This window comes from Janthinobacterium agaricidamnosum, assembly GCF_003667705.1.
GTDB lineage: Bacteria > Pseudomonadota > Gammaproteobacteria > Burkholderiales > Burkholderiaceae_D > Janthinobacterium.
This window is the reverse complement of record NZ_CP033019.1, coordinates 5,513,393-5,534,730: the sequence shown is the minus strand read 5'-3', so window position 1 is coordinate 5,534,730 and position 21,338 is coordinate 5,513,393. Positions and strand designations below refer to the sequence as shown.

Sequence of the window (21,338 nt, the reverse complement as noted above, 5' to 3'; positions counted from 1 at the left end):
GGGAGTTAATTTTATGCTAGTAGTACGCGCCATCAACGCCAATGACCTCGATGCCCTGTATGGCCTGGCCAGCCAGGTCGGCACGGGCATGACCACCCTCAAGCCGGACATGAAAATGCTGGGCGACCGCCTGGCGATTGCCTGCGCCTCGTTCGCCGAAACCATCGCGCCCGAAAAGCGCGACTACATGTTTGTCATGGAGGATACGGACACGGGCCGCTTGGCCGGCGTATGCGCCATCAAGGGCGCCGTGGGCCTGGACGAACCGTTCTATAACTACCGCATCGGCACCCTGGTCCATTCCAGCCGCGAACTCGATGTGTTTACGCGCATGGAAACTTTGTACCTGTCGAACGACCTGACGGGCAGCACGGAACTGTGCTCGCTGTTCCTGCACCCCGATTATCGCAGCGGCAACAACGGCAAGCTGCTGTCGAAAAGCCGGTTTCTGTTCATCGCCCAGTTCCCGCACCTGTTTACGGAAAAGCTGATCGCCGAAATGCGCGGCTACCAGGCGCCGGACGGCAGCTCGCCGTTCTACGAAGGCCTGGGCCGCCACTTCTTCAAGATGGATTTCCACCACGTCGACGATCTGACGAGCCTCGGTAAAAAATCGTTCATCGCCGAACTGATGCCGCGCCAGCCCATGTACGTGGCCTACCTGCCCGACGAGGCGCAGGAAGTCATCGGCAAGGTGCATCTGAGCACGGCGCCCGCGCGCCGCCTGCTGGAACAGGAAGGCCTGCACTTCGAGGGCTATGTCGACATTTTCGATGCCGGCCCCGTGCTGCAGGCGCGCGTGTCCGAACTGCGCGCCATGCGCGACAGCATGCCGGCCGTGCTCGATGCCGCGACTGTGCCAGTGCCTGCGCCGGAAGCGTGCGGCGACGCCGCCCAGGCCGAGCCTTATCTGGTGTCGAACACCGACCTGAAAGATTTCCGCATGATCGTCACCAGCGCCAACCCGCACAGCGGCAAGATCGCGCTCGATGACGCTGAACTGCATCTGCTGCGCTGCCGCAACGGCGACACCGTGCGCACCTTGTCACTCAACCCGAGGAAGCATCCCCATGTCTAATGTGAATACCACGCAATCGAACTTCATCAACGGCGCCTGGCTGCCGGGCACGGGCCGCGAACTGATCACCATCGATCCGTCGAACGGCAAGCAGACCTGGGCCAGCCTGGAAGCGACGCCAATACAGGTCGAAGAGGCTTGCCAGGCCGCCCGCGCCGCCTTCGAAGCATGGGCCGATACGCCCGTCGAGGAACGCATCGCCATCTGCGTGCGCTTCCGCGAGCTGCTCAAGGAACATGCCGAAGCGCTGGCGCTCTTGATCTCGGAAGAAGTGGGCAAACCGTTGTGGGAGTCGCGCACGGAAGTGGCCACCATGGCCAACAAGATCGATATCTCGGTGCAGTCGTACCACGCGCGCACGGGCATCACGCAAAGCAGGATCGCCGACGGCGACGCCGTGCTGCGCCACCGTCCGCATGGCGTGTTCGGCGTCTTCGGTCCGTATAACTTCCCGGGCCACCTGCCGAACGGCCACATCGTGCCGGCCCTGATCGCCGGTAACACCATCGTCTTCAAGCCCAGCGAATATGCGCCGCGCACGGCCATCAAAACCGTGCAGCTGTGGCAGCAGGCAGGCTTGCCGGACGGCGTCGTCAACCTCGTCAACGGCGGACGCGACACAGGTGTGGCGCTGGGCGCCAATGCCTTGCTCGACGGCGTACTGTTTACGGGTTCCTGCCAGACGGGCATCAGCCTGCACCGCCAGTTCGGCGGCCAGCCGGGCAAGATGCTGGCGCTGGAAATGGGCGGCAACAACGCCCTGGTCGTATGGGACGTGAAGGACGTGGACGCCGCCGTGCACCACGTGATCTTCTCCGCCTTTGTCTCGGCCGGCCAGCGCTGCACCTGTGCGCGCCGCCTGGTGGTGCAAGATAACACTGCGGGGTCTGCCTTCGTGGCGCGCCTGGTGGAAGTGGCGGCGAAATTGGGCATCGGCGCGTCCGATGCGCAGCCGCAGCCGTTCATGGGTCCAGTGGTGTCCAGTGCCGTGGCCGCGCGCCTGGTGCAGGCGCAGGCCGACATGGTGGCCAAGGGCGGCACGGCCCTGCTGCAGATGCGCCAGTTGAATCCCGAGGCGGGCTTTGTCACGGCCGGCATCGTCGACGTCACCGCTGCCGTCGGCATCCCCGACGAGGAATGGTTCGGCCCGCTGCTGCAGGTGATCCGCGTGGCCGATTTCGATGCGGCCCTGAAGGTTGCCAACGCCACCGAATTCGGCCTGGCTGCGGCGCTCCTGTCCGACGATGCGGCCCTGTGGCAAACGTTCCAGACGCGCGCGCGCGCCGGCATCATCAACTGGAACCGTCCGACCACGGGCGCGGCCAGCACGGCGCCGTTCGGCGGCATCGGCAAGTCGGGCAACCACCGTCCGAGCGCCTATTACGCGGCCGATTACTGCGCCTATCCGGTCGCGTCGATCGAGAACAGCGTATTGGAACTGCCGGCCAAGCTGTCGCCCGGCCTGAATTTTTAAGGAAATCCCATGCACAGCACGCGCGAATACAATTTTGACGGCCTGGTCGGGCCATCGCATAACTATGCCGGACTCTCGTTCGGCAACGTGGCCTCGTTCAGCAATGTGAAAAGCGCCTCGAATCCGAAGCAGGCCGCCTTGCAGGGCCTGGCCAAGATGCGTGCGCTGGCCGCGCGCGGCTTTGCGCAAGCCTTGCTGCCGCCGCAGGACCGGCCCAATTTCCGCCTGCTGCGCGCTATCGGTTTCACGGGCACGGACGCCGAGGTGCTGGCGCGCGCCTACCAGGAGTCGCCCGTCATCCTGGCCTGCGCGTACTCCGCCTCGCCCATGTGGACGGCGAACGCCGCCACGGTCAGCCCGTCGGCGGACACGCACGATGGCCGCGTGCATTTCACGGCCGCCAACCTGAATAACAAGCTGCATCGCGCCTTCGAGCACGCGCAGTCGGCGCGCAGCCTGCGCGCCATTTTCAGCGACGAGCAGCACTTCGCCGTGCACGACGCGCTACCGTCGACGCCCGCCTTCGGCGACGAGGGCGCGGCCAACCACACGCGTTTGGGCGCGAACCACGGCGCGCCGTCCGTTGAATTGTTCGTGTATGGTCGCGTGGAGTTCGATCCTTCCGCGCCGTCGCCGAAGCGCTATCCGGCACGCCAGACCCTGGAAGCGTCGCAAGCCGTGGCGCGATTGCACGGCCTCGACGCGAAGCGCACCGTGTACGTGCAGCAGAATCCGGAAGTGATCGACCAGGGCGTGTTCCATAACGACGTCATCGCCGTCGGCAATGGCAATGTGCTGTTCTATCACGAACAGGCGTTTGCCGATGAAGAGGAAAGCCTGTCGCAGCTGCGCCGTGCCGTTGCCGCCACGGGGGCGGAACTGCAAGCCTTGCGCGTGGACACGGGGCAGGTACCGATCCAGGATGCGGTGACCAGCTATCTGTTTAACAGCCAGTTGCTGACGAAAGAGGGCGGCAAGATGGCGCTGGTGATCCCGCAGGAATGCCAGGAAAACCGCGCCGTGTCGCGCTACCTGGAAGGCCTGGTGGCGAGCGGTGGACCGATCGATGAACTGATCCATTTCGACCTGCGCCAGAGCATGCGCAACGGCGGCGGGCCCGCCTGCCTGCGTTTGCGCGTGGCCCTGACGCAAACCGAGGCGCGCGCCATGCACCAGGGCGTGATCATGACGGAAACGCTGTACCATCGGCTGGTGCAGTGGGTGGAAAAGCACTACCGCGACCATCTGGAGCCGGGCGACCTGGCCGACCCGCAGCTGGCGCTGGAAGTGCACGCGGCGCTTGAAGAATTGACGATCATCCTCAACTTACCTGGATTGTACGACTTGTAGGCGATAGAAAAACACACAGAAAAAATCCGAGACAGACTATCCGTAGCACAGAATTGGACGGGCGACCCCCGTCTCTTGACACCGCTGCCGCCCAGCCACAAGCCCGAACGACAGCGTTGGACATTCACATTACCGTAATGGAGATGCAAGATGAATCACACGCCACAAGATTTGCGTACACAAACGCTGGAGCTGATTAACGCGGCTGGCAATGCGGGCAAGGCGGCAGCGCCTGTCGTGCAGCTGGTGCAGGCATGGCTCGACTCGCTCGACGCCGAAGACCTGGCCGACATCGCGCCCGGCAGCCTGGCGCCCGTGCTGGTCGACGGCTTCACGCAAGCGGCCAAGCGCACCGGCAGCGGCTGTCAAATCGCCACCCTGCGTTACGCGGATGGCCGTGGCGGCATGGCGAGCGCCTTGCTGATCCTGAACGAAGACATGCCTTACCTGGTCGACTCCATCGTCATGGCCATGCGCCGCCAGCACCTGGCCGTGCGCGGCGTGATGAACACCGTTCTGCCCGTGCGCCGCGCTCTTGATGGCAGCGTCGAAGCGGTGCGCCAGCCGGGCGATCCGCTCGAATCGTATGTGCTGGTGCTGCTCGACGAAGAGCTGGCGCCGGAAGCCCTGGCCGCGCTGGTCGCCGCCCTGGAAACGGTCGCGCGTGACGCTGCCGTCGTGCGCCGCGATGCCGCCGCCATGAGCGAGCGCCTGGCCGCCGTCGCCACGGCTGCAGCGCAGCATGGCGAAGAGGGCGCGGAAGTGGCCGCCTTCCTGGAATGGGCGCGCAGCGGCGGCTTTGAAGTGTTCGGCTATGCCTACTACCGCGTCAAGCCGGGCGTGCGCGAACTGGAACGCGACATCCCGAGCCGTATCGGCGTGCTGCAGGATACGGCGCATCCGGTCTACGGCACCTGCCTGGCGAATATCCCGGGCGACTTCGACACCCTGGCCAAGCGCGACTCGGCGCTGTCCATCGTCAAGGCCGACGTGGCGGGCACTTTGCACCGCGACCAGCAGCTCGACTTCATCGGCGTGCGCGACATGGATGCGCAAGGCGCGATCCTGGGCGAGCATTGCTTCGTCGGCCTGTTCACCCGCGCCGGCAATTCCACCCCGCTGGCGGCGCTGCCATTTGCGCGCGGCCGCGTGGCCAAGGTACTGAGCCTGGCCGGCGTGCGCCAGCAAGGCTTCCGTGCCGAGAAATTCCGCGAAATCCTCGAATCCCTGCCGCGCACGGAAGCGCTGGAAGCGGACCTCGACTGGCTGGCGCAAGTGTGCGGTTCCGTCGTTTCGCTGTACAAGCAGCCGCGCACCAAGGTCTTCGCGCGCCGCGACGTGTACGCGCGCCACCTGAACGTGCTGGTCTACCTGCCGCGCGAGCGCTACAGCGCCAGCGTCGCATCGAGCCTGGCAAAAGCCCTGCAAGCCAGTTCCGGCGCCACGCACGTGAGCACGCAGACCCTGGTGGCCGACGGCCCGCTGGCGCGCGTCTACCTGATCGCCCACGCCGCGCGCTACCCGCTGGACCTGGAAACGGATATCGAACAGCCGCTGCTGGGCGTGCTCGATGGCTGGCATAACGGCTTTGCCGCCGTGGCCGACGCCGTGCCCGACGTGGCCCTGCGCACCAGCCTGCGCAAACTCTGCGCCACGTTACCGCTCGATTACGTGGCCGCCACCGCGCCGGCCGTCGCCTTCCGCGACCTCGACACCATCCTGCGCAATACCGATCCGGCGCACGTGGCGGTGCGCATCGAGACGGGCTTTGTGACCACGATTCGCCTGTACTCGGCCAACAAGGTGCCGCCGCTGTCGACCATCCTGCCGGCACTGCACAATGCGGGCGTGGCCATCGACCGCGAACAGGCGTATTCGGTTTCGCTGTCCGACGGCACGCGCTATTTCGTCACCAGCCTGACGGTCGATGCCGCCAGCGCGGCGAAACTGGCGCAGCCATCCGTCGTCGCCGTGGCGCAGGAACTGTTTGCCGCCCTGTTCAACGACACGGCCGAAGATGGCCGCCTGAATGGCCTCGTCATCGAAGGCGGCTTGTCGACGCGCGAAGTGCAGCTGGTGCGCGCCTACACCAGCTACTGGCGCCAGACGGGCAGCCGCTTCTCGGTGCGCTACATCGCCGAGAGCCTGCGCAAACAGCCGGCCCAGGTCAAAGCCCTGGTCGAAGCCTTCCTGCAGCGCTTCGACCCAGCGCTGTCCGATGCGCAGCACGCGGCCGCCCTGGAGGCAATCGCCGCCATCAAGGCGGGCCTGCCATCCGTGAACCATGCCGATACCGAGGAAATCCTCGGCGCGCTGGCCGACCTGATGGCAGCCACCCTGCGCACCAGCTACTTCCAGAACAACCAACAAGGCGACAAGATCATCTTCAAGTTCGACACCAGCAGCCTGGCGCTGGTGCCGGAACCGCGTCCTTACCGCGAGATCTTTGTGTTCTCGCGCCGCTTCGAAGGCGTGCACCTGCGCGGCGGCCCTGTCGCCCGCGGCGGCTTGCGCTGGTCCGACCGCATGGAAGACTACCGCACCGAAGTCTTGGGCCTCGTCAAGGCCCAGATGGTCAAGAACGCCGTCATCGTGCCGGCCGGCGCGAAGGGCGGTTTTGTCTGCAAGATGATGCCGAAGGACGCCGTGCGGGAAACCATCGCGGCCGAAGGCGAAGCCGTCTACCGCCTGTTCATTTCCAGCCTGCTGGAAGTGACGGACAACCGTTCGCTGGGCAATATCGTCCCGCCGGTCGATACCGTCTGCTTCGACGATGCCGACCCGTACCTGGTGGTCGCTGCCGACAAGGGCACGGCCACGTTCTCGGACATTGCCAACGGCATCGCCGTGCAGCGCGGTTTCTGGCTCGGCGACGCGTTCGCCTCGGGCGGCTCGAACGGCTACGACCACAAGAAACTGGGCATCACGGCCAAGGGCGCATTCGAAGCCGTGAAGCGCCACTTCTATGAAATGGACCACGACCTGAACACCACCCCGATCACCATGGTCGGCGTGGGCGACATGTCGGGCGACGTGTTCGGCAACGGCGTATTGTTGTCGCGCCAGCTGAAACTGGTGGCCGCATTCGACCACCGTCATATCTTCCTCGACCCGACACCGGACGTCGCCGTCTCGTTCGAGGAACGCGCGCGCCTGTTCGCCTTGCCGCGCTCCTCGTGGGACGACTACAACAAGGACTTGATATCAAATGGCGGCGGCGTGTATCCGCGTTCCGCCCGCACGATCGAGCTGTCGCCGCAGATCCGCGCCGCGCTCGATATCACGGAGACCTCGCTGGCGCCGGAAGAACTGATGCACCGCATCCTGAAATCCCCGGTGGACCTGTTCTACAACGGCGGCATCGGTACCTACATCAAGGCATCGACCGAGACGCACGCACAGGTGAAGGACCGCGCGAATGACCATATCCGCGTCAATGGCAATGAGCTGCGCGTCAAGGTCGTGGCCGAAGGCGGCAACCTCGGTGCGACGCAGGCGGGCCGCATCGAGTTCGCGCTGGCGGGCGGACGCATCTTCACCGATGCGATCGACAATTCGGCCGGCGTCGATTGCTCGGACCATGAAGTGAACGTGAAAATCTGGCTGGACGTGGAAGTCAATGCGGGCAAGCTGACGGAAGCAGAACGCAACCGCGAGCTGTATGCGATGACGGACGACGTCGAGCGCCTGGTCTTGCGCGACAACACGCAGCAGACGCATTTGCTGGTGCGCGAATTGCAGGCGCAAGGCGAAAGCGCCGTGCAGGATGGCTATGCCGCCCTGATCGCCAGCCTGGAAGAAGAAGGCGCCCTGTCGCGCGAACTGGAGCAACTGCCGTCGGTGGCCGAACTGGCGCGTCGCAAGGCCGATGGCCGGGGCCTGACCACGCCGGAACTGGCGGTGGTGATCGCCAACGTGAAGAACCGTTTCAAGCGCATTCTGTCCGCCCTGCCGCTGACGGACGAAACGTGGGCCGAGCCGGTGCTCAAACCCTACTTCCCATCCTTGCTGGTAGCAACCCGTTCGGCGCTCGACCACCCGCTGGCCAACGCCATCCTGGCGACCGTGCTGGCCAATGAAGTGATCAACCGCTGCGGCCCGCTGATGATCCGCAACCTGGCGGCGGAACACGGCGTGGACGAGTCGGCCGTGATCCTGGCCTGGGGCCAGGCATGGGTGGCGCTGAACCTGGCACCCGTGTTCGACGCGCTCGATGCGGATGCATTGACGGTGCCGCGCGACGTGTCGATCAAGGTCGACGCGCAAACGCGCGTGCTGCAGCAAACGATGATCGCCGGCGTGCTGTCCGTGCCGGCCGAGCAATTGCGCGGCGCGGGACTGGCTGAACTGACGCGTTTGTTCGGCGCGGAATCGAAGCGCGAGCTGCTCAAAGCCGTCGGCATCAAGTCGGAAGCGGCGCTGGTGCCGGGCTTGACGCCGGCCTTCGTGCAGGCGTGGGATGCGGTCGATGCGCTGGAAGTCGTTGCCGGCTTCCTGTTCCCTGCCCTGTCCGTGCCGCGTCCTGCCTCGATGGACCTGGCGGCGTTCCTGCAAGTGGGCCTTGCCCTGCGCAGCCAGGCGGGCATCGACACGCTGGAGCGTGGCCTGAAGCTGGCCGCGCAAGGCAAGTCGCAGGAACAGTTGCGCAACTATGCGCAGCAAGCCCTGCGCCGCACGCAACAGCGTCTGCTGACGCAGGTGCTGGCGCGCGCCGAGCAAGGCAATGCGGGCCAGGCCGTCGATGCGGTGACGGGCGCGCTGGGCCTGTCGGCTTATGTGGCGGCGACGGAACTGGAGCAAGCCATGCTGGACGTGTGGACCTTGTCGGAAGCCGTGAATAAAATCACGGCGAAAACCCCAGCGGAAGCGGCGGTGTAATGACGCAAGATGCAACACAGCTAGTAGAGGGCGCTGGCGGCTTGCCGCCAGCCGTGCAGGCGCTGGCGCAGGCCGATTTCAGCGGTGTGGCGCAGCTGTTCGCCAACGCCGGTTTCACGGTGGCCTTGCCGGCGCCCGGCATGCTGCAAGTCGTCAAGCCGCAAGCCGATAAAGGCCGCGCCAGCGTGGCCGTTTCTGTCGGCGTGCATGGCGACGAGACGGGACCGATCGAAGTGCTCGCGCATCTGCTCGACGCCCTGTCGCGCGATGCGTCGCAGCTGGCCGTCGACCTGCTCGTCTGCGTGGGCAATGTCGACGCGATCCGGGCCGGCAAGCGTTTCATCGACGCCGACCTCAATCGCATGTTCCGCCCCGTGCGGGGCAGCCTGGCGCAAGCGGCGGAAAGCGCGCGCGCCGATGAAATGATCGCCGCGACCAAAGCGTTCTTTGACGCGGCCGGTCCCGTACGCTGGCACCTGGATTTGCACACGGCCATCCGGCCTTCCGTGTACCCCACGTTTGCCATCGTGCCGGACCTGGTGGCCGACGAGGCCAAGGCGCAGCTGATAGCCTGGCTGGGCCAGGCGGCCATCGGCGCCATCATCATGAACCCGCAGTCTGCCGGCACCTACAGTTATTATTCGGCCGAGCATTGCGGCGCGGCCGCCAGCACGGTGGAGCTGGGCCGCGTCGGCACCCTGGGGCAGAACGATTTTTCGCTGTTCGACGACGTGTCGCGGGCGCTGGACGGCCTGTTGCGCGGCCTGCCTGCGCAGCCCGTCAAGGCGCAACCGCACGTGTTCAAGGTGGCGCAGGAAATCATCAAGCACAGCGAGGAGTTCCGCATGGCCTTCGATCGCGGCACGCAGAATTTCACCTCCCTGCCGCAGCACGCCGTGATCGCCAGCGATGGCGACCACGTCTACACGGTGCGGCACGCGGAAGAGCTGGTGGTATTCCCGAACCCCGATGTGCGGGTGGGCTTGCGCGCCGGATTGATGGTGGTGCGCGTGGCTTGATCGTCCAGTCCTCACACAGCATTTGGCGCCAGCCGGGGAAACCCGCCTGGCGCTTTTTTCATAAAAAATGCCGCACAGAAATAATTATCCATTAAGCAATTGATTGGTTTAAAATATTTACCCTTTGCAATTTTTTGGACCAATCATGTTGAAACGCCTGCTGACAGCCTTGCTGTGCCTGACCCTCTCCGGCCTCACGGCTGCCGCCCCTGCCGATGAGAAGGCGGCCGCACCGGAAATGACGGCCGAGCAATTCCTCGCCCAGCTGCACCTGCAGCGCGGCAAGATCACCTTGCCGGGCGGCATCGCCACCCTGGATTTGCCCGCCAACTTCCGTTACCTGTCGCCGACGGACGCCGAGCGCGTGCTGGTCGATGCCTGGGGTAATCCACCGGGCATGGAATCGCTGGGCATGATCGTGCCCGCCAAGACCAGCGTGCTCGAGCGCGATAGCTGGGGCGTGATCGTCACGTATGAAAAGGAAGGGCACATCAAGGATGACGATGCGGACAGCATCAAATACGACGAATTGCTCAAGGATATGCAGGCATCCGTGCTGGAAAACAATGCGGAGCGCAAGAAGCAGGGTTATCCGGGCATCCATTTGATGGGCTGGGCGGAAAAACCCAGCTATGCCAAGGATACGCACAAGCTGTACTGGGCCAAGGATTTGATGGTCGATGGCGGCGAACACTCGCTGAACTACAACGTGCGCGTGCTGGGGCGCGAAGGCGTACTGAACCTGAATGCGATTGCCAGCATGCAGCAGATCGAAGCGATCAAGAAAGAGATGCAGCAAGTGACGGCGTTCACGGAATTTACCGACGGTAACCGCTACACGGATTTCGACAGCAAGACGGACAAGGTGGCCGAATACGGCCTGGCGGCGCTGGTGGCCGGTGGCGTGGCCAGCAAGCTGGGCCTGTTCGGCAAACTGCTGGCGCTGCTGCTGGCCTTCAAGAAAGTGCTGATCCTGGCCGTGGTCGGTGCCGGTGCGGCCATCGTCAAGTTCTTCGGCGGCAAGCGCAAGGACACGCCGCAGCCGCAGCCAGCACCGCAGCCGGAACCAGCGGAACAGCCCGCTCATGCGCCCGATGGCAAGGTGAATCTGGAAAAGTAGGATGAACTGAGCCGCTTGGTGCGCCGGCGCACATGCGCGCCCTGCCCGAAAACAGCGCCTCGGTTACACTGGCTCATCGTTCACTATCAGGAGTCAGTCATGTCCGTGTCCATGTATCAGGCAACCATTCCCGTCTTCATCCGCGGCTTGCGGGTCGTCTCGGCCCTGCTGGAAAAAGCGCAAGCCCATGTCGAGGAAGACGGCATCGTGCCCGAGATTTTGCTGGGCGCGCAGCTGGCGCCCGACATGCTGGACTTGACGGCGCAGGTGCAGCGCGCCAGCGATACGTCGAAGATGTCGGTCGAACGCCTGAGCGGCGTGCCGGCGCCGAAGTTCGAGGATAATGAAGCGTCGTTCGAGCAGTTACAGGAACGCATCGCCAACACCATCGCCTATATCGACAGCGTCAATGCGGGCCAGATGGCGGGCAGCGCGCAGAAGGAAGTGGTGCTGAACTGGACTGACGAGGGGACAAAATTCTCGGGCGACGATTACCTGCTCAGCTTTGCCTTGCCGAATTTCTATTTCCACGTCTCCATGGTCCACGCCATCCTGCGCAACAATGGCGTGGCCGTGGGCAAGCTCGATTATCTTGGCCCGTACGACTGAGACTGATTATTGCTGCGGTTGCTGCTGAACCTGGTTTTGCACCGCATTGCCCAGCATGCCGCCGCCGATCACGCCAGCCACCGTCGCCAGCGCCTTGCCGCGGCCGCCACCGACCTGATTGCCGATCAAGCCGCCGATGACGGCGCCCGTGCCGATGCCCACGTAGTTGGGCTGGGCGGGCGCAGGCACCGGTTGCGGCTGGCGGACCGGTTCGCGGTAGGCCGTGTCGCGGTAGCCGTCATTGTTGTCACGGTAGGCAGGACGGGCCTGCGCCACTTGCGTGTGGTGCACGACGCGCTTGTGCACGACGGGGGCCGGGGCTGGTGCCGGAGCAGCTTGCGCCACCACGGGAGCGGCCAGCGGTGCGGTTACGGGAGCAGTCGCGGGCGCTGCCAGCGCAGCGGCGTTCGCCGGCGTCATGGCGGCCACGTCGGCACGTACGGCAGGTACATTCGCCCGCGAATTGGGCAGGATGCCGGCGATGGACGCCGCGCCCACCAGGCACAGGACCGTCACGGAAATGGCGGCGCCGGCCATCAAGGGGTGGATGCGGCTGGCGGTAGTCGTCGTGTTCATGTGTTCTCCTGGAGTGGTATTGCGGGTGTTGTTGATGTGTCCAGATTAGCGGCCCCGCCTGCCCAAGGCTAGCCCTTGCGCTGTATCAAACGTAAGCAGGTGTAAGCCGCACTTTCCAAAGCACAGTAGAATCGGTGCTTCCCCTTTTCCGAAAGTCCGCCATGAGCCAGCTATTCACGCCGTTTGCATTGGGGCCGCTGCACGTGGCCAACCGCATCGCCATTGCGCCCATGTGCCAGTACTCGGCCGACAACGGCAACGCCACCGACTGGCACATGATCCACCTGGGCCATTTGGCCCTGTCCGGCGCGGGGCTGCTGATGACGGAAGCGACGGCCGTCTCGCCCGAGGGACGTATCTCGGCCGACGACCTGGGCCTGTGGTCGGACGCGAATCAAACGGCGCTGGCCAAGGTGGTGCAGGCGATCCGCCGCCACGCGCCGATCCCGCTGGTGGTGCAGCTGGGCCATGCGGGACGCAAGGCATCGAGCCGTGCGCCATGGCAGGGCGGCACCTGCGTGCATCTGGCCGACGGCGGCTGGCAAACGGTGGCGCCGTCGGCCATCGCCCACGCGCCGGGTGAAACCGTGCCGCTCGCCCTCGACGAGATGGGCTTGCTGCAAATCAAGGGAGCGTTTGTCGCCGCGGCCCAGCGCGTGCATGCGCTCGGCATCGAGGGCATCGAATTGCATGCGGCGCACGGCTATCTGCTGCACCAATTCCTGTCGCCCCTGTCCAACCAGCGCAGCGATGCGTATGGCGGCAGCCTGGACAACCGCATGCGCTTTCCGCTGGAAGTCTATGCAGCCGTGCGCGCCGCCGTGCCGGCCAGCATGGCCGTGGGCGTGCGCCTTTCCGCCACCGACTGGGTCGAGGGCGGCTGGGACATCGAACAAAGCGTGCGTTTCGCGCAGGAACTCAAGCAGTTGGGCGCCGATTTCATCCACGTCTCCAGCGGCGGTATTTCGCCACAGCAGCAGATTCCCGTGGGACCCGGCTATCAGGTGGCGTTTGCCGAACGCATCAAGCGCGACAGCGGCTTGCCCACCATCAGCGTGGGCCTGATCACGGAAGCGCAGCAAGCCGAAGACATCATCGCGCACGGCCAGTCCGACATGGTGGCGCTGGCGCGCGCCATCCTGTTCGACCCCCGCTGGCCCTGGCATGCGGCGGCCCAGCTGGGCGCGCAAGTGTCGGCGCCGCCGCAGTACTGGCGTTCGCAGCCGCGCGAATACAAGAACCTGTTCGGCGACACGACCCTGGGCCAGCGCTAACGTGTCTCGTCTGCTACACTGACGCTTCTTCATCCATTTCTCCAGGACGCTTCGACATGCGCCATTGATACTGCCGTGCTGTGCACGGCCTTGCCCATCCCGCCAGCGCGCCATTGCGCCGCGCGGATTCGCCAGCCTTGCTCAAGGAGTATCCATGTCCGCATTACTGCAACTCGACCGTCTTTCCTTTGTGCTGCCCGATGGCCGCGCCTTGTTTTCCGATTTGCAATTTTCTTTTGCCCCGCAACGTATCGGCCTCGTCGGCGATAACGGCGTGGGCAAGAGCGTGCTCGCGCGCCTGCTGGCAGGCCGGGCGCAGCCGTCTTCTGGCGCCGTGCGCTGTGACGGCAGCGTGCATTACGTGGCGCAGGAGCTCGATCCGGAGCGCTATCGCACGGTGGCGGCGCTGGCCGGCATGGACGACTTGCTGGCCGCGCTGGCGCGCATCGCCGCCGGCAGCATCGACGAGGCCGACTATGCACTGGTGGGCGAACGCTGGGATGCCCAGGCCCGATTGCGCCAGGCGCTTGATGCGCTCGATTTGCGCCATGTCGATGCCGATACATCAACGGCCAGCCTGAGCGGCGGCGAACGCCAGCGCATCGCGCTGCAGGGCGCCTGGCTGTCGCAGGCGGACTGGCTGGTGCTCGATGAACCGAGCAACCACCTTGACACGCGGCAGCGCGCCCGCCTGGTGGCGCAGATGGCGCGCTGGCCGGGCGGCTTGCTGCTGATCAGCCATGACCGCGGCTTGCTCGAGCACGTCGATGCAATCGCCGAGCTGTCGCCGCAGGGCTTGCGCAGCTATGGCGGCAATTACGCGCTGTATGCGCAGCAGCGCGCGCTGGAACAGGCCGGTTTTGCTGCGGCCCTGCAGGCGGAAAAGGCTGGTGCCCGACGCGAACAGCGTGAAGCGCAACAGCACGCCGAGCGCCAGCAGCGCCGAGTCGGACGCGGCGAGAGGGAAGGGCGCGAAGGCAACCAGAGCAAGCTGCTGCTCGACGCGAAAAAGGAGAAAAGCCAGGATAGCCAGGGCAAGCTGCGCGTGCGAGCGCAAGAGGCGCAGCAGGCGCGCCAGCAGCGCGTGATGGATGCCAGCGCCCGCTGTGCGCCCGAGGCCGAACGGCTGCTGCTGGCGCCCGAGAGCGCCGTGCCGAACGGCAAGCTGATCCTGGAGCTGCGCGAGCTGGTCTTGCCGCATGGCCAGGCGCAGCCTGTGAACCTGGTCTTGAGCGGGCCGCGCCGCCTGGCCGTGACGGGCGACAATGGCAGCGGCAAGTCGACTCTGCTGCGCGTGATCGCCGGACAACTGGCGCCCGCCAGCGGCGAGCCGCGCTGCCATGCGCAGGTGGCCTGGCTGGACCAGCATGCTGGGCTGCAAGACGGCGAGTGCAGCGCCGTGCAACGCTTGCAGGCACGCAACAGTATCTTGCCGGAAGGCGAGCTGCGCACGCGGCTGGCGCTGCTGGGCATTGCCGGCGCGCGCGCCACCATGCCCAGCCGTTTGCTCAGCGGCGGCGAGCGCATGAAGGTGGCGCTGGCGGCCGAGCTGTATGCGCAGGCGCCGCCGCAACTGCTGCTGCTCGACGAACCGGACAATCATCTGGACCTGGCCAGCCTGCAGGCGCTGGAGCAGATGCTGCTGCAATACCAGGGGGCGTTACTTGTGGTTTCGCACGACCAGGCATTTTTGGAGGCAATAAATCTTGACCCCGAGGGCTTGACATTGCACAAGTGACAATTTAATGAAAAAAGTCACGCTCGATGCCTGTAGAGCATGCTTCATGAACCGATGCTGAATTTTGTTTGATTGTCGGTATAATCCACTGAATAACCGGGCCTATTTGTGAACTAAAACTGCTGGTTCACCAATATGATGACGTTTAATCTGGCACTGTTGTCGGTCACTACCGCGCTGCCAGGGCGTCATCCTGCGTGCCCTGCCGTGCATGAATTTTGGTTTCGCTTATATTGTTTTCTTGGAGAAATAGCATGTCGTTTTACGAAAAAATCAAAGCCCTCAACATTGAATTGCCAGTCGTCGCCGCCCCAGCTGCCGCCTACGTGATGCATGCCCGCACGGGCAACACCGTCTTCCTGTCCGGCCACCTGGCCAAGAAGGATGGCAAGGTCTGGGTTGGCCAACTGGGCAAGGACGTCACCACGGAAGAAGGCAAGATCGCTGCGCGCGGCATCGCCATCGAACTGATCGCCACCCTGCAAGATGCATGCGGCGGCGACTTGAACAAGGTCAAGCGCATCGTCAAGGTCATGAGCCTGGTCAATTCCACCTCCGACTTTACGGAACAGCACCTGGTGACCAATGGCGCCTCGGAACTGTTCGTCGAAGTCTTCGGCGATAGCGGCAAGCACGCCCGCTCCGCCTTTGGCGTGGCGCAAATCCCGCTGGGTGCTTGCGTCGAGATCGAGCTGATCGCCGAACTGGCCTGACGCAGTAGCCTGAGCACATGAGCATGCCGGCGATTGCCGCCGGCTAGCCCTTTCCTCCTTTCCAGCAAGAGCGGAACCGCCATTGGGGTGGAGGGATCGGTGTATTCAAGAAAAAAACGGAGACACGTAATGAAAACGAGTGAACAAGGCTTGCACCGCGGCCTGGGCGAGCGGCAAATCCGCCTGATGGCGCTGGGCGCCGCGATTGGCGTGGGCCTGTTTTTGGGTTCCGGCAACGCCATCAAGATGGCCGGTCCCGGCATCATGCTGTCGTACATCATCGGTGGCGCGGTCATCTTCATGATCATGCGCGCGCTGGGCGAAATGGCCGTGCACAACCCGGTTGCCGGTTCCTTCAGCCGCTATGCCCAGGATTACCTGGGCCCCCTGCAAGGCTATCTGACGGGCTGGAACTACTGGTTCCTGTGGCTGGTCACGTGTGTGGCGGAAATTACCGCCGTCGCCATTTACATGGGCATCTGGTTCCCCGACGTGCCACGCTGGATCTGGGCCCTGGCGGCCCTCGGTTCCATGGGCGCGATCAACCTGCTGGCCGTGAAAGCCTACGGCGAGTTCGAATTCTGGTTCGCCCTGATCAAGGTCGTCACCATCATCCTGATGATCGTCGGCGGCACGGGCATGATCGTCTTCGGTCTCGGCAACGGCGGCGTGGCCATCGGCATCTCGAACCTGTGGACGCATGGCGGCTTCTTCCCGAATGGCGCGCAGGGCGTGCTGATGTCCTTGCAGATGGTGATGTTTGCCTACCTGGGCGTGGAAATGATCGGCCTGACGGCCGGCGAAGCGGCGAACCCGAAGAAATCGATTCCCGATGCCATCAATTCCGTGTTCTGGCGCATCCTGATTTTCTATGTCGGCGCGCTGTTCGTCATCCTGTCGATCTACCCATGGAATGAAATCGGCACCACCGGCAGCCCCTTCGTCATGACGTTCGAACGCCTGGGCATCAAGACGGCCGCCGGCATCATCAACTTCGTCGTGCTGACGGCAGCCTTGTCGTCGTGCAATGGCGGTATCTTCAGCACGGGCCGCATGCTGTACAACCTGGCGTTGCAAGGCCAGGCCCCGAAGGCGTTTGCGGAAACGACGGCCAGCGGCGTGCCGCGCCGCGCCATCCTCGTGTCCGTCGTGGCGCTGTTGCTGGGCGTGCTGCTGAACTACATGGTGCCGGAGAAAGTGTTTATCTGGGTTACCTCGATCTCGACCTTCGGCGCCGTCTGGACCTGGGGCGTGATCCTGGTCACGCAGATCCAGTTCCGCAAGACCTTGACGCCGCTGGAAATCAAGAACCTGGCCTTCCGCATGCCGTTCGCGCCGTATGGTTCCTGGATTTCGCTCGCTTTCCTGGCGCTGGTGATCGGGCTGATGGCGTATTTCCCCGATACGCGCATCGCCCTGATGGTGGGACCAGCCTGGCTGATCCTGTTGACGGTGCTGTACTACGTGCTGGGCCTGGCGCCAAAGGACAAGCGCGATGACGTGCCGCAAGGCTACGAAGCGGGCTGGCCAGCGGCCGATGCGCCACACATCAAGAAGTAAGCCAGCGTCGTTGAGCTGAGCCGGAAGCGCGCCCCTGCCCCCGCAGCGGCGCGCTTTTTATTTCATATTGACAATCCCAGGCCCCGCTAGCGTCCATGCGCGTTTCGCGGCGCACGCCTGGCGTTGTTTCCTTACATCAAAGTTCTGTTTAGCTGAGCCGGTGAAAGCCCTATAATCGCTTAGTTTTGAAAATGGACGCGATCTTTCCGGTTTTTTGCCAGGTAAGTAATCGCCAGGAAATTATTGTGAATTTATAGCAAACAGAAGTGGATGTGATGCAAGGCGCCCGGCGCGACGCAGTGCGAGCACTGCTAGCGATGGGTAACGCAGCAGCGCGCCACTTATGGAAGCTAGAAAACACAAGAATTTATTGGGGGTTACTCAAGGCCGGAGCGCTATTTGTTTTTACCCGTCGTACGAAAATACGTATGCCTCATAAAGGAAGTCTAGTGAGCCAAACCCTGGTCCAGAAACTCTGCCGCACCAAGCCGATCGATACCACGGTCGAATATGGTGAAGGCCTCAGCAGCAGCGGCTTGAGCCGCTCCATCGGCCTGTTTTCCCTCACCATGATCGGCGTCGGCGCCACCATCGGCACGGGCATCTTCTTTACCATGGTCGAAGCCGTGCCCAAGGCGGGCCCCTCGGTCGTCCTGTCCTTCCTGATCGCCGCCATCACGGCTGGCTTGACGGCCTTGTGCTATGCGGAATTGTCGTTCCGCATCCCCGCCTCCGGCTCCTCGTATTCGTTTGCCTACGCCACCGTGGGTGAGTTTCTTGCCTTCATCATGGCCGCCTGTCTGCTGCTCGAATACGGCTTGGCGGGCAGTGCCGTGGCCATCGGCTGGTCGTCCTACCTGAATAACTTCCTGGAAAACGCGTTTGGCTGGCATATTCCCGAGATGCTGCGCACGCCGATGATCGTTTCCGGCCCGCATGGCATGGAGTTTCACTCTGGCCACATCAACCTGCCGCCCATCTTTTTGATCTGCATGTGCGGCTTTTTGCTGCTGCGCGGCGCCAAGGAATCGGCGCTGATGAACGCCATCATGGTCATCATCAAGCTGTCCATCCTCGTATTCTTCATCGCCATTGCCTTTTCCGGTTTCAATGCCGACAACTTCGTACCGTTCTTTAATACCGACAATAGCAAGGGCTTTGCCGGCATGACGGGCGTCACCGCTGCTGCCGGCACCGTCTTCTTCTCTTTCATCGGCCTCGATACGGTAGCGACGGCGGGCGATGAAGTGAAAGATCCCAAGCGCAATGTGCCGCGCGGCATCCTGTATGGCTTGCTGATCGTTACCGTGTTTTATTTGCTGGTGGCCGTGGCCGCCCTCGGTGCGCAACAGGCGAAATTGTTCGAAGGTCAGGAAGCGGGCCTGGCGGTGATCCTGCAAAACGTGACGGGCAAGACCTGGCCCGCGCTGGTGCTGTCAGCCGGCGCCGTCATTTCCGTCTTCAGCGTGACCCTGGTGACGATCTACGGCCAGACGCGCATCCTGTTTGCCGTCAGCCGCGACGGCCTGATCCCGAAATCGTTCCAGAAAATCCACCCGCGCACCCTGGTGCCGGTCAGCAATACCATCATCGTCTGCCTGGTGGTGGCCGTGGTGGCCGGTTCCGTCGATGCGACCTATTTGTGGGACATGGTCAGCATCGGTACCCTGACAGCGTTCATGGTGGTCTCGATCGCCGTGCCCGTGCTGCGCCACAAGCAGGGCGCGAACCGCATCGAAGGCTTCAGCGTGCCGTTCGGCCCGTATGTGATTCCCGGCCTGAGCGTACTCGCCTGCCTGTACATCATGCGCGATTTGCCGCATACGACGTTTGTCGTGTTTAGTATCTGGATGGCGGTGACGGTGGCCATTTACTTCCTGTACAGCATGCGGCATTCGCATCTGGGCAGGAAGGCCCGCTAATGCAGTCTGTTCCATCCAAAACCGCCGCGCTTGCCGGCGGTTTTTTTTATCTCTAACCGGAATTTACATGATGAAAATAACTGATCTGGCCGCCTGCGGCTTGCTGGCAAGCAGCTTTCTGGGCACCACGGCGCAAGCCGCGCCTGCCAGCGGGCCGGCATTGCGCGATTACCGCGCCGTGGCCCTGTCGGCCAATGGCCAGCGCATCGCCGCCATCGAGTCGAGCAAGGTGGGTGAACAGCCGCAGCGCCCGCATGCGGCCATCGTCGTGCGCGACGCCGCCAACGGCGCCATCGTGCAGCAATTCGACCCGTGCGCCGTGTGTTCCTACGACAAGCCCAGCTGGTCGCCCGATGGCCGGCAACTGGCCTTTGTCGGCTACGATGCCAAGGCGGGCACGGCGCAGCTGTACCTGGCCACGATGACGCAGGCACAGGCGCGCGTGTTGACGAGTATCAAAGGTGTGGCCAGCACGGCGCGCTGGTCGCCGGACGGCAAGCAGCTGGCGCTGCTGGCCACGGTGGGCGCGCGCAAGCTGGCCGGCGCCGTGGAGGCAGGCGCGCGCCAGGTGGGCGAAGTGGGCAGCGAAGACGATGCCCAGCGCATCGCCGTGGTACCTGTCAGCGGCGGCGAACCGCGTCTGCTGTCGCCAAGCGACACCTACGTGTATGAATACAATTGGACGCCCGATGGCCGCGGCTTTGTCGCCACCAGCGCGCAGGGCAATGGCGACAGCAACTGGTGGGTCGCCAAGCTCAGCCATATCGATGCGGCCACGGGCGCCCTGCGCGTGATCGCGTCGCCGGCCATGCAGCTGAACCTGCCGTCCGTCTCGCCAGACGGCAAGACGGTGGCCTTCATCGGCGGCCTGATGAGCGATTTCGGCTCCATCGGCGGCGATATCTATACCGTGCCGCTGGCCGGCGGCACGCCGCGCAACATCACGCCCGATTACCGCGGCACCTTCAATGGCGTCGTCTGGCGCGGCGCCGGCTTGCTGGCGACGGCCCTGATCGATTCGCAGCTGGCGCTGGTGCCTGTCGATGCGCAAACGGGTCCCGCCCAGCCCGTGCTGCTCGGAGAGATCAGCAGCGGCGGCAGCGATGGCCGTCTGTCGTTCAGCGCCGATGGTTTGCAGGCAGCCGCCGCGCAGGAAGACTTTACGCACGCCGGCTACCTGGTGGCGGGGCCGGTGGGCCAGCTGAAAAAGATCACGCGCGACAATGACGGCTTTGCGCCGCAGTTGACGGTGCAGAACGTGGGCTGGAACAACGAGCAATACAAGGTGCAGGGCTGGCTGCTGGGGCCGTTGAAGACGGACGCAGGCAAGCGCTACCCGATGATCGTCAACGTGCATGGTGGCCCCGGCGCGGCCGCCTCGCCCCGTTACGTGGCGGCGAGCACCCTGATCCACGAATTGACGCAAAAAGGCTATTTCGTCTTCCTGCCCAATCCGCGCGGCAGCTTTGGCCAAGGCCAGGCTTTTACACGCGCCAACATGGCGGACTTTGGCGGCGGCGACTGGCGCGACATTCTCACCGGCATCGATGCCGCGCAAAAAGTGGCGCCCGTCGACGGCCAGCGCCTGGGCCTGATCGGCCATTCGTATGGCGGCTTCATGACCATGTGGGGCGTCACGCACAGCGACCGCTTCAAGGCGGCGGTGGCGGGGGCGGGCGTGTCGAACTGGATCAGTTACTACGGCCAGAATGGCATCAACCAGTGGATGATCCCGTTCTTCGGCGCTTCCGCGTATGACGATCCGGCCGTGTACCGCAAGGCTTCGCCCATCGAATCGATCAAGGCGGCGAAGACGCCAACCCTGATTTACGTGGGCGAGCGCGACGTGGAAACGCCGGCCGCCCAGTCGCTGGAATTCTGGCACGGCTTGCGGGCCATGGGCGTGCCGTCCAGCCTGTTCATCTACGACGGCGAAGGCCATTCCTTCCGCAAGCCCGAGCACCAGCGCGACTTGCAGAAACGTACTATCGGCTGGTTTGAACGTTATCTGAAATAAATCGCTGGGG

The 21,338-nt window shown here is 64.0% G+C and carries 14 protein-coding genes; 13 read left to right on the top strand and 1 reads right to left on the bottom strand.

Annotated features, from left to right (window positions below; all coding sequences use genetic code 11):
- Positions 1-13: 13 nt before the first annotated feature.
- The 7 genes from astA to D9M09_RS25025 all read left to right on the top strand — a co-directional run bounded on the left by astA (position 14) and on the right by D9M09_RS25025 (position 11,528).
- Positions 14-1,078 (top strand): arginine N-succinyltransferase, encoded by a 1,065-nt coding sequence (astA, locus tag D9M09_RS25055; RefSeq protein ID WP_121670641.1) that lies wholly within the window; start codon positions 14-16, stop codon positions 1,076-1,078.
- On the top strand, positions 1,071-2,552 hold the full coding sequence (gene astD / locus D9M09_RS25050) for a succinylglutamate-semialdehyde dehydrogenase (RefSeq protein ID WP_121670640.1): 1,482 nt from the start codon (positions 1,071-1,073) through the stop codon (positions 2,550-2,552). The genes astA and astD overlap by 8 nt, the downstream gene beginning before the upstream one ends.
- 9 nt (positions 2,553-2,561) lie before the next feature.
- A complete protein-coding gene (gene astB, locus D9M09_RS25045; RefSeq protein ID WP_121670639.1) occupies positions 2,562-3,902 on the top strand; it encodes an N-succinylarginine dihydrolase in 1,341 nt (446 codons plus the stop codon).
- Between the two features lie 150 nt (positions 3,903-4,052).
- Entirely contained in the window at positions 4,053-8,780 is a 4,728-nt protein-coding gene (locus tag D9M09_RS25040; RefSeq protein WP_121670638.1) for an NAD-glutamate dehydrogenase domain-containing protein, read from the top strand.
- Complete coding sequence (locus D9M09_RS25035; protein ID WP_121670637.1) at positions 8,780-9,799, top strand: succinylglutamate desuccinylase; 1,020 nt, start codon at positions 8,780-8,782, stop codon at positions 9,797-9,799. The genes D9M09_RS25040 and D9M09_RS25035 overlap by 1 nt, the downstream gene beginning before the upstream one ends.
- A 145-nt stretch (positions 9,800-9,944) precedes the next feature.
- The gene (locus D9M09_RS25030; protein WP_070290818.1) at positions 9,945-10,919 is read left to right on the top strand and encodes a DUF2167 domain-containing protein; all 975 of its coding nucleotides are present in this window, start codon (positions 9,945-9,947) and stop codon (positions 10,917-10,919) included.
- Positions 10,920-11,018: 99 nt separating this feature from the next.
- Positions 11,019-11,528, top strand: coding sequence for a DUF1993 domain-containing protein (locus tag D9M09_RS25025; RefSeq protein ID WP_046684523.1), 510 nt, complete (start codon positions 11,019-11,021; stop codon positions 11,526-11,528).
- A 6-nt stretch (positions 11,529-11,534) separates the two neighbouring features.
- Here the strand turns inward: D9M09_RS25025 and D9M09_RS25020 are convergent, their stop codons facing one another.
- A complete protein-coding gene (locus tag D9M09_RS25020) occupies positions 11,535-12,104 on the bottom strand; it encodes a glycine zipper 2TM domain-containing protein (RefSeq protein ID WP_121670636.1) in 570 nt (189 codons plus the stop codon).
- A gap of 161 nt (positions 12,105-12,265) precedes the next feature.
- Here D9M09_RS25020 and D9M09_RS25015 point away from each other — a divergent pair, with 161 nt between their 5' ends.
- From D9M09_RS25015 to D9M09_RS24990, 6 genes are all read left to right on the top strand, one after another.
- On the top strand, positions 12,266-13,378 hold the full coding sequence (locus tag D9M09_RS25015; protein ID WP_121670635.1) for an NADH:flavin oxidoreductase/NADH oxidase: 1,113 nt from the start codon (positions 12,266-12,268) through the stop codon (positions 13,376-13,378).
- Between the two features lie 154 nt (positions 13,379-13,532).
- Complete coding sequence (locus tag D9M09_RS25010; RefSeq protein ID WP_121670634.1) at positions 13,533-15,116, top strand: ATP-binding cassette domain-containing protein; 1,584 nt, start codon at positions 13,533-13,535, stop codon at positions 15,114-15,116.
- Between the two features lie 254 nt (positions 15,117-15,370).
- On the top strand, positions 15,371-15,829 hold the full coding sequence (locus tag D9M09_RS25005) for a RidA family protein (protein ID WP_121670633.1): 459 nt from the start codon (positions 15,371-15,373) through the stop codon (positions 15,827-15,829).
- A 129-nt stretch (positions 15,830-15,958) separates the two neighbouring features.
- Positions 15,959-17,389 carry an amino acid permease gene (locus D9M09_RS25000; RefSeq protein ID WP_121670632.1) on the top strand — a complete coding sequence of 477 codons (1,431 nt, stop codon included), beginning with the start codon at positions 15,959-15,961 and terminating at the stop codon, positions 17,387-17,389.
- A gap of 449 nt (positions 17,390-17,838) precedes the next feature.
- Positions 17,839-19,311 carry an amino acid permease gene (locus D9M09_RS24995; RefSeq protein ID WP_121670631.1) on the top strand — a complete coding sequence of 491 codons (1,473 nt, stop codon included), beginning with the start codon at positions 17,839-17,841 and terminating at the stop codon, positions 19,309-19,311.
- A 67-nt stretch (positions 19,312-19,378) separates the two neighbouring features.
- Positions 19,379-21,328, top strand: a complete 1,950-nt coding sequence (locus D9M09_RS24990) for a S9 family peptidase (protein WP_240453470.1) — start codon at positions 19,379-19,381, stop codon at positions 21,326-21,328.
- Positions 21,329-21,338: the final 10 nt, after the last annotated feature.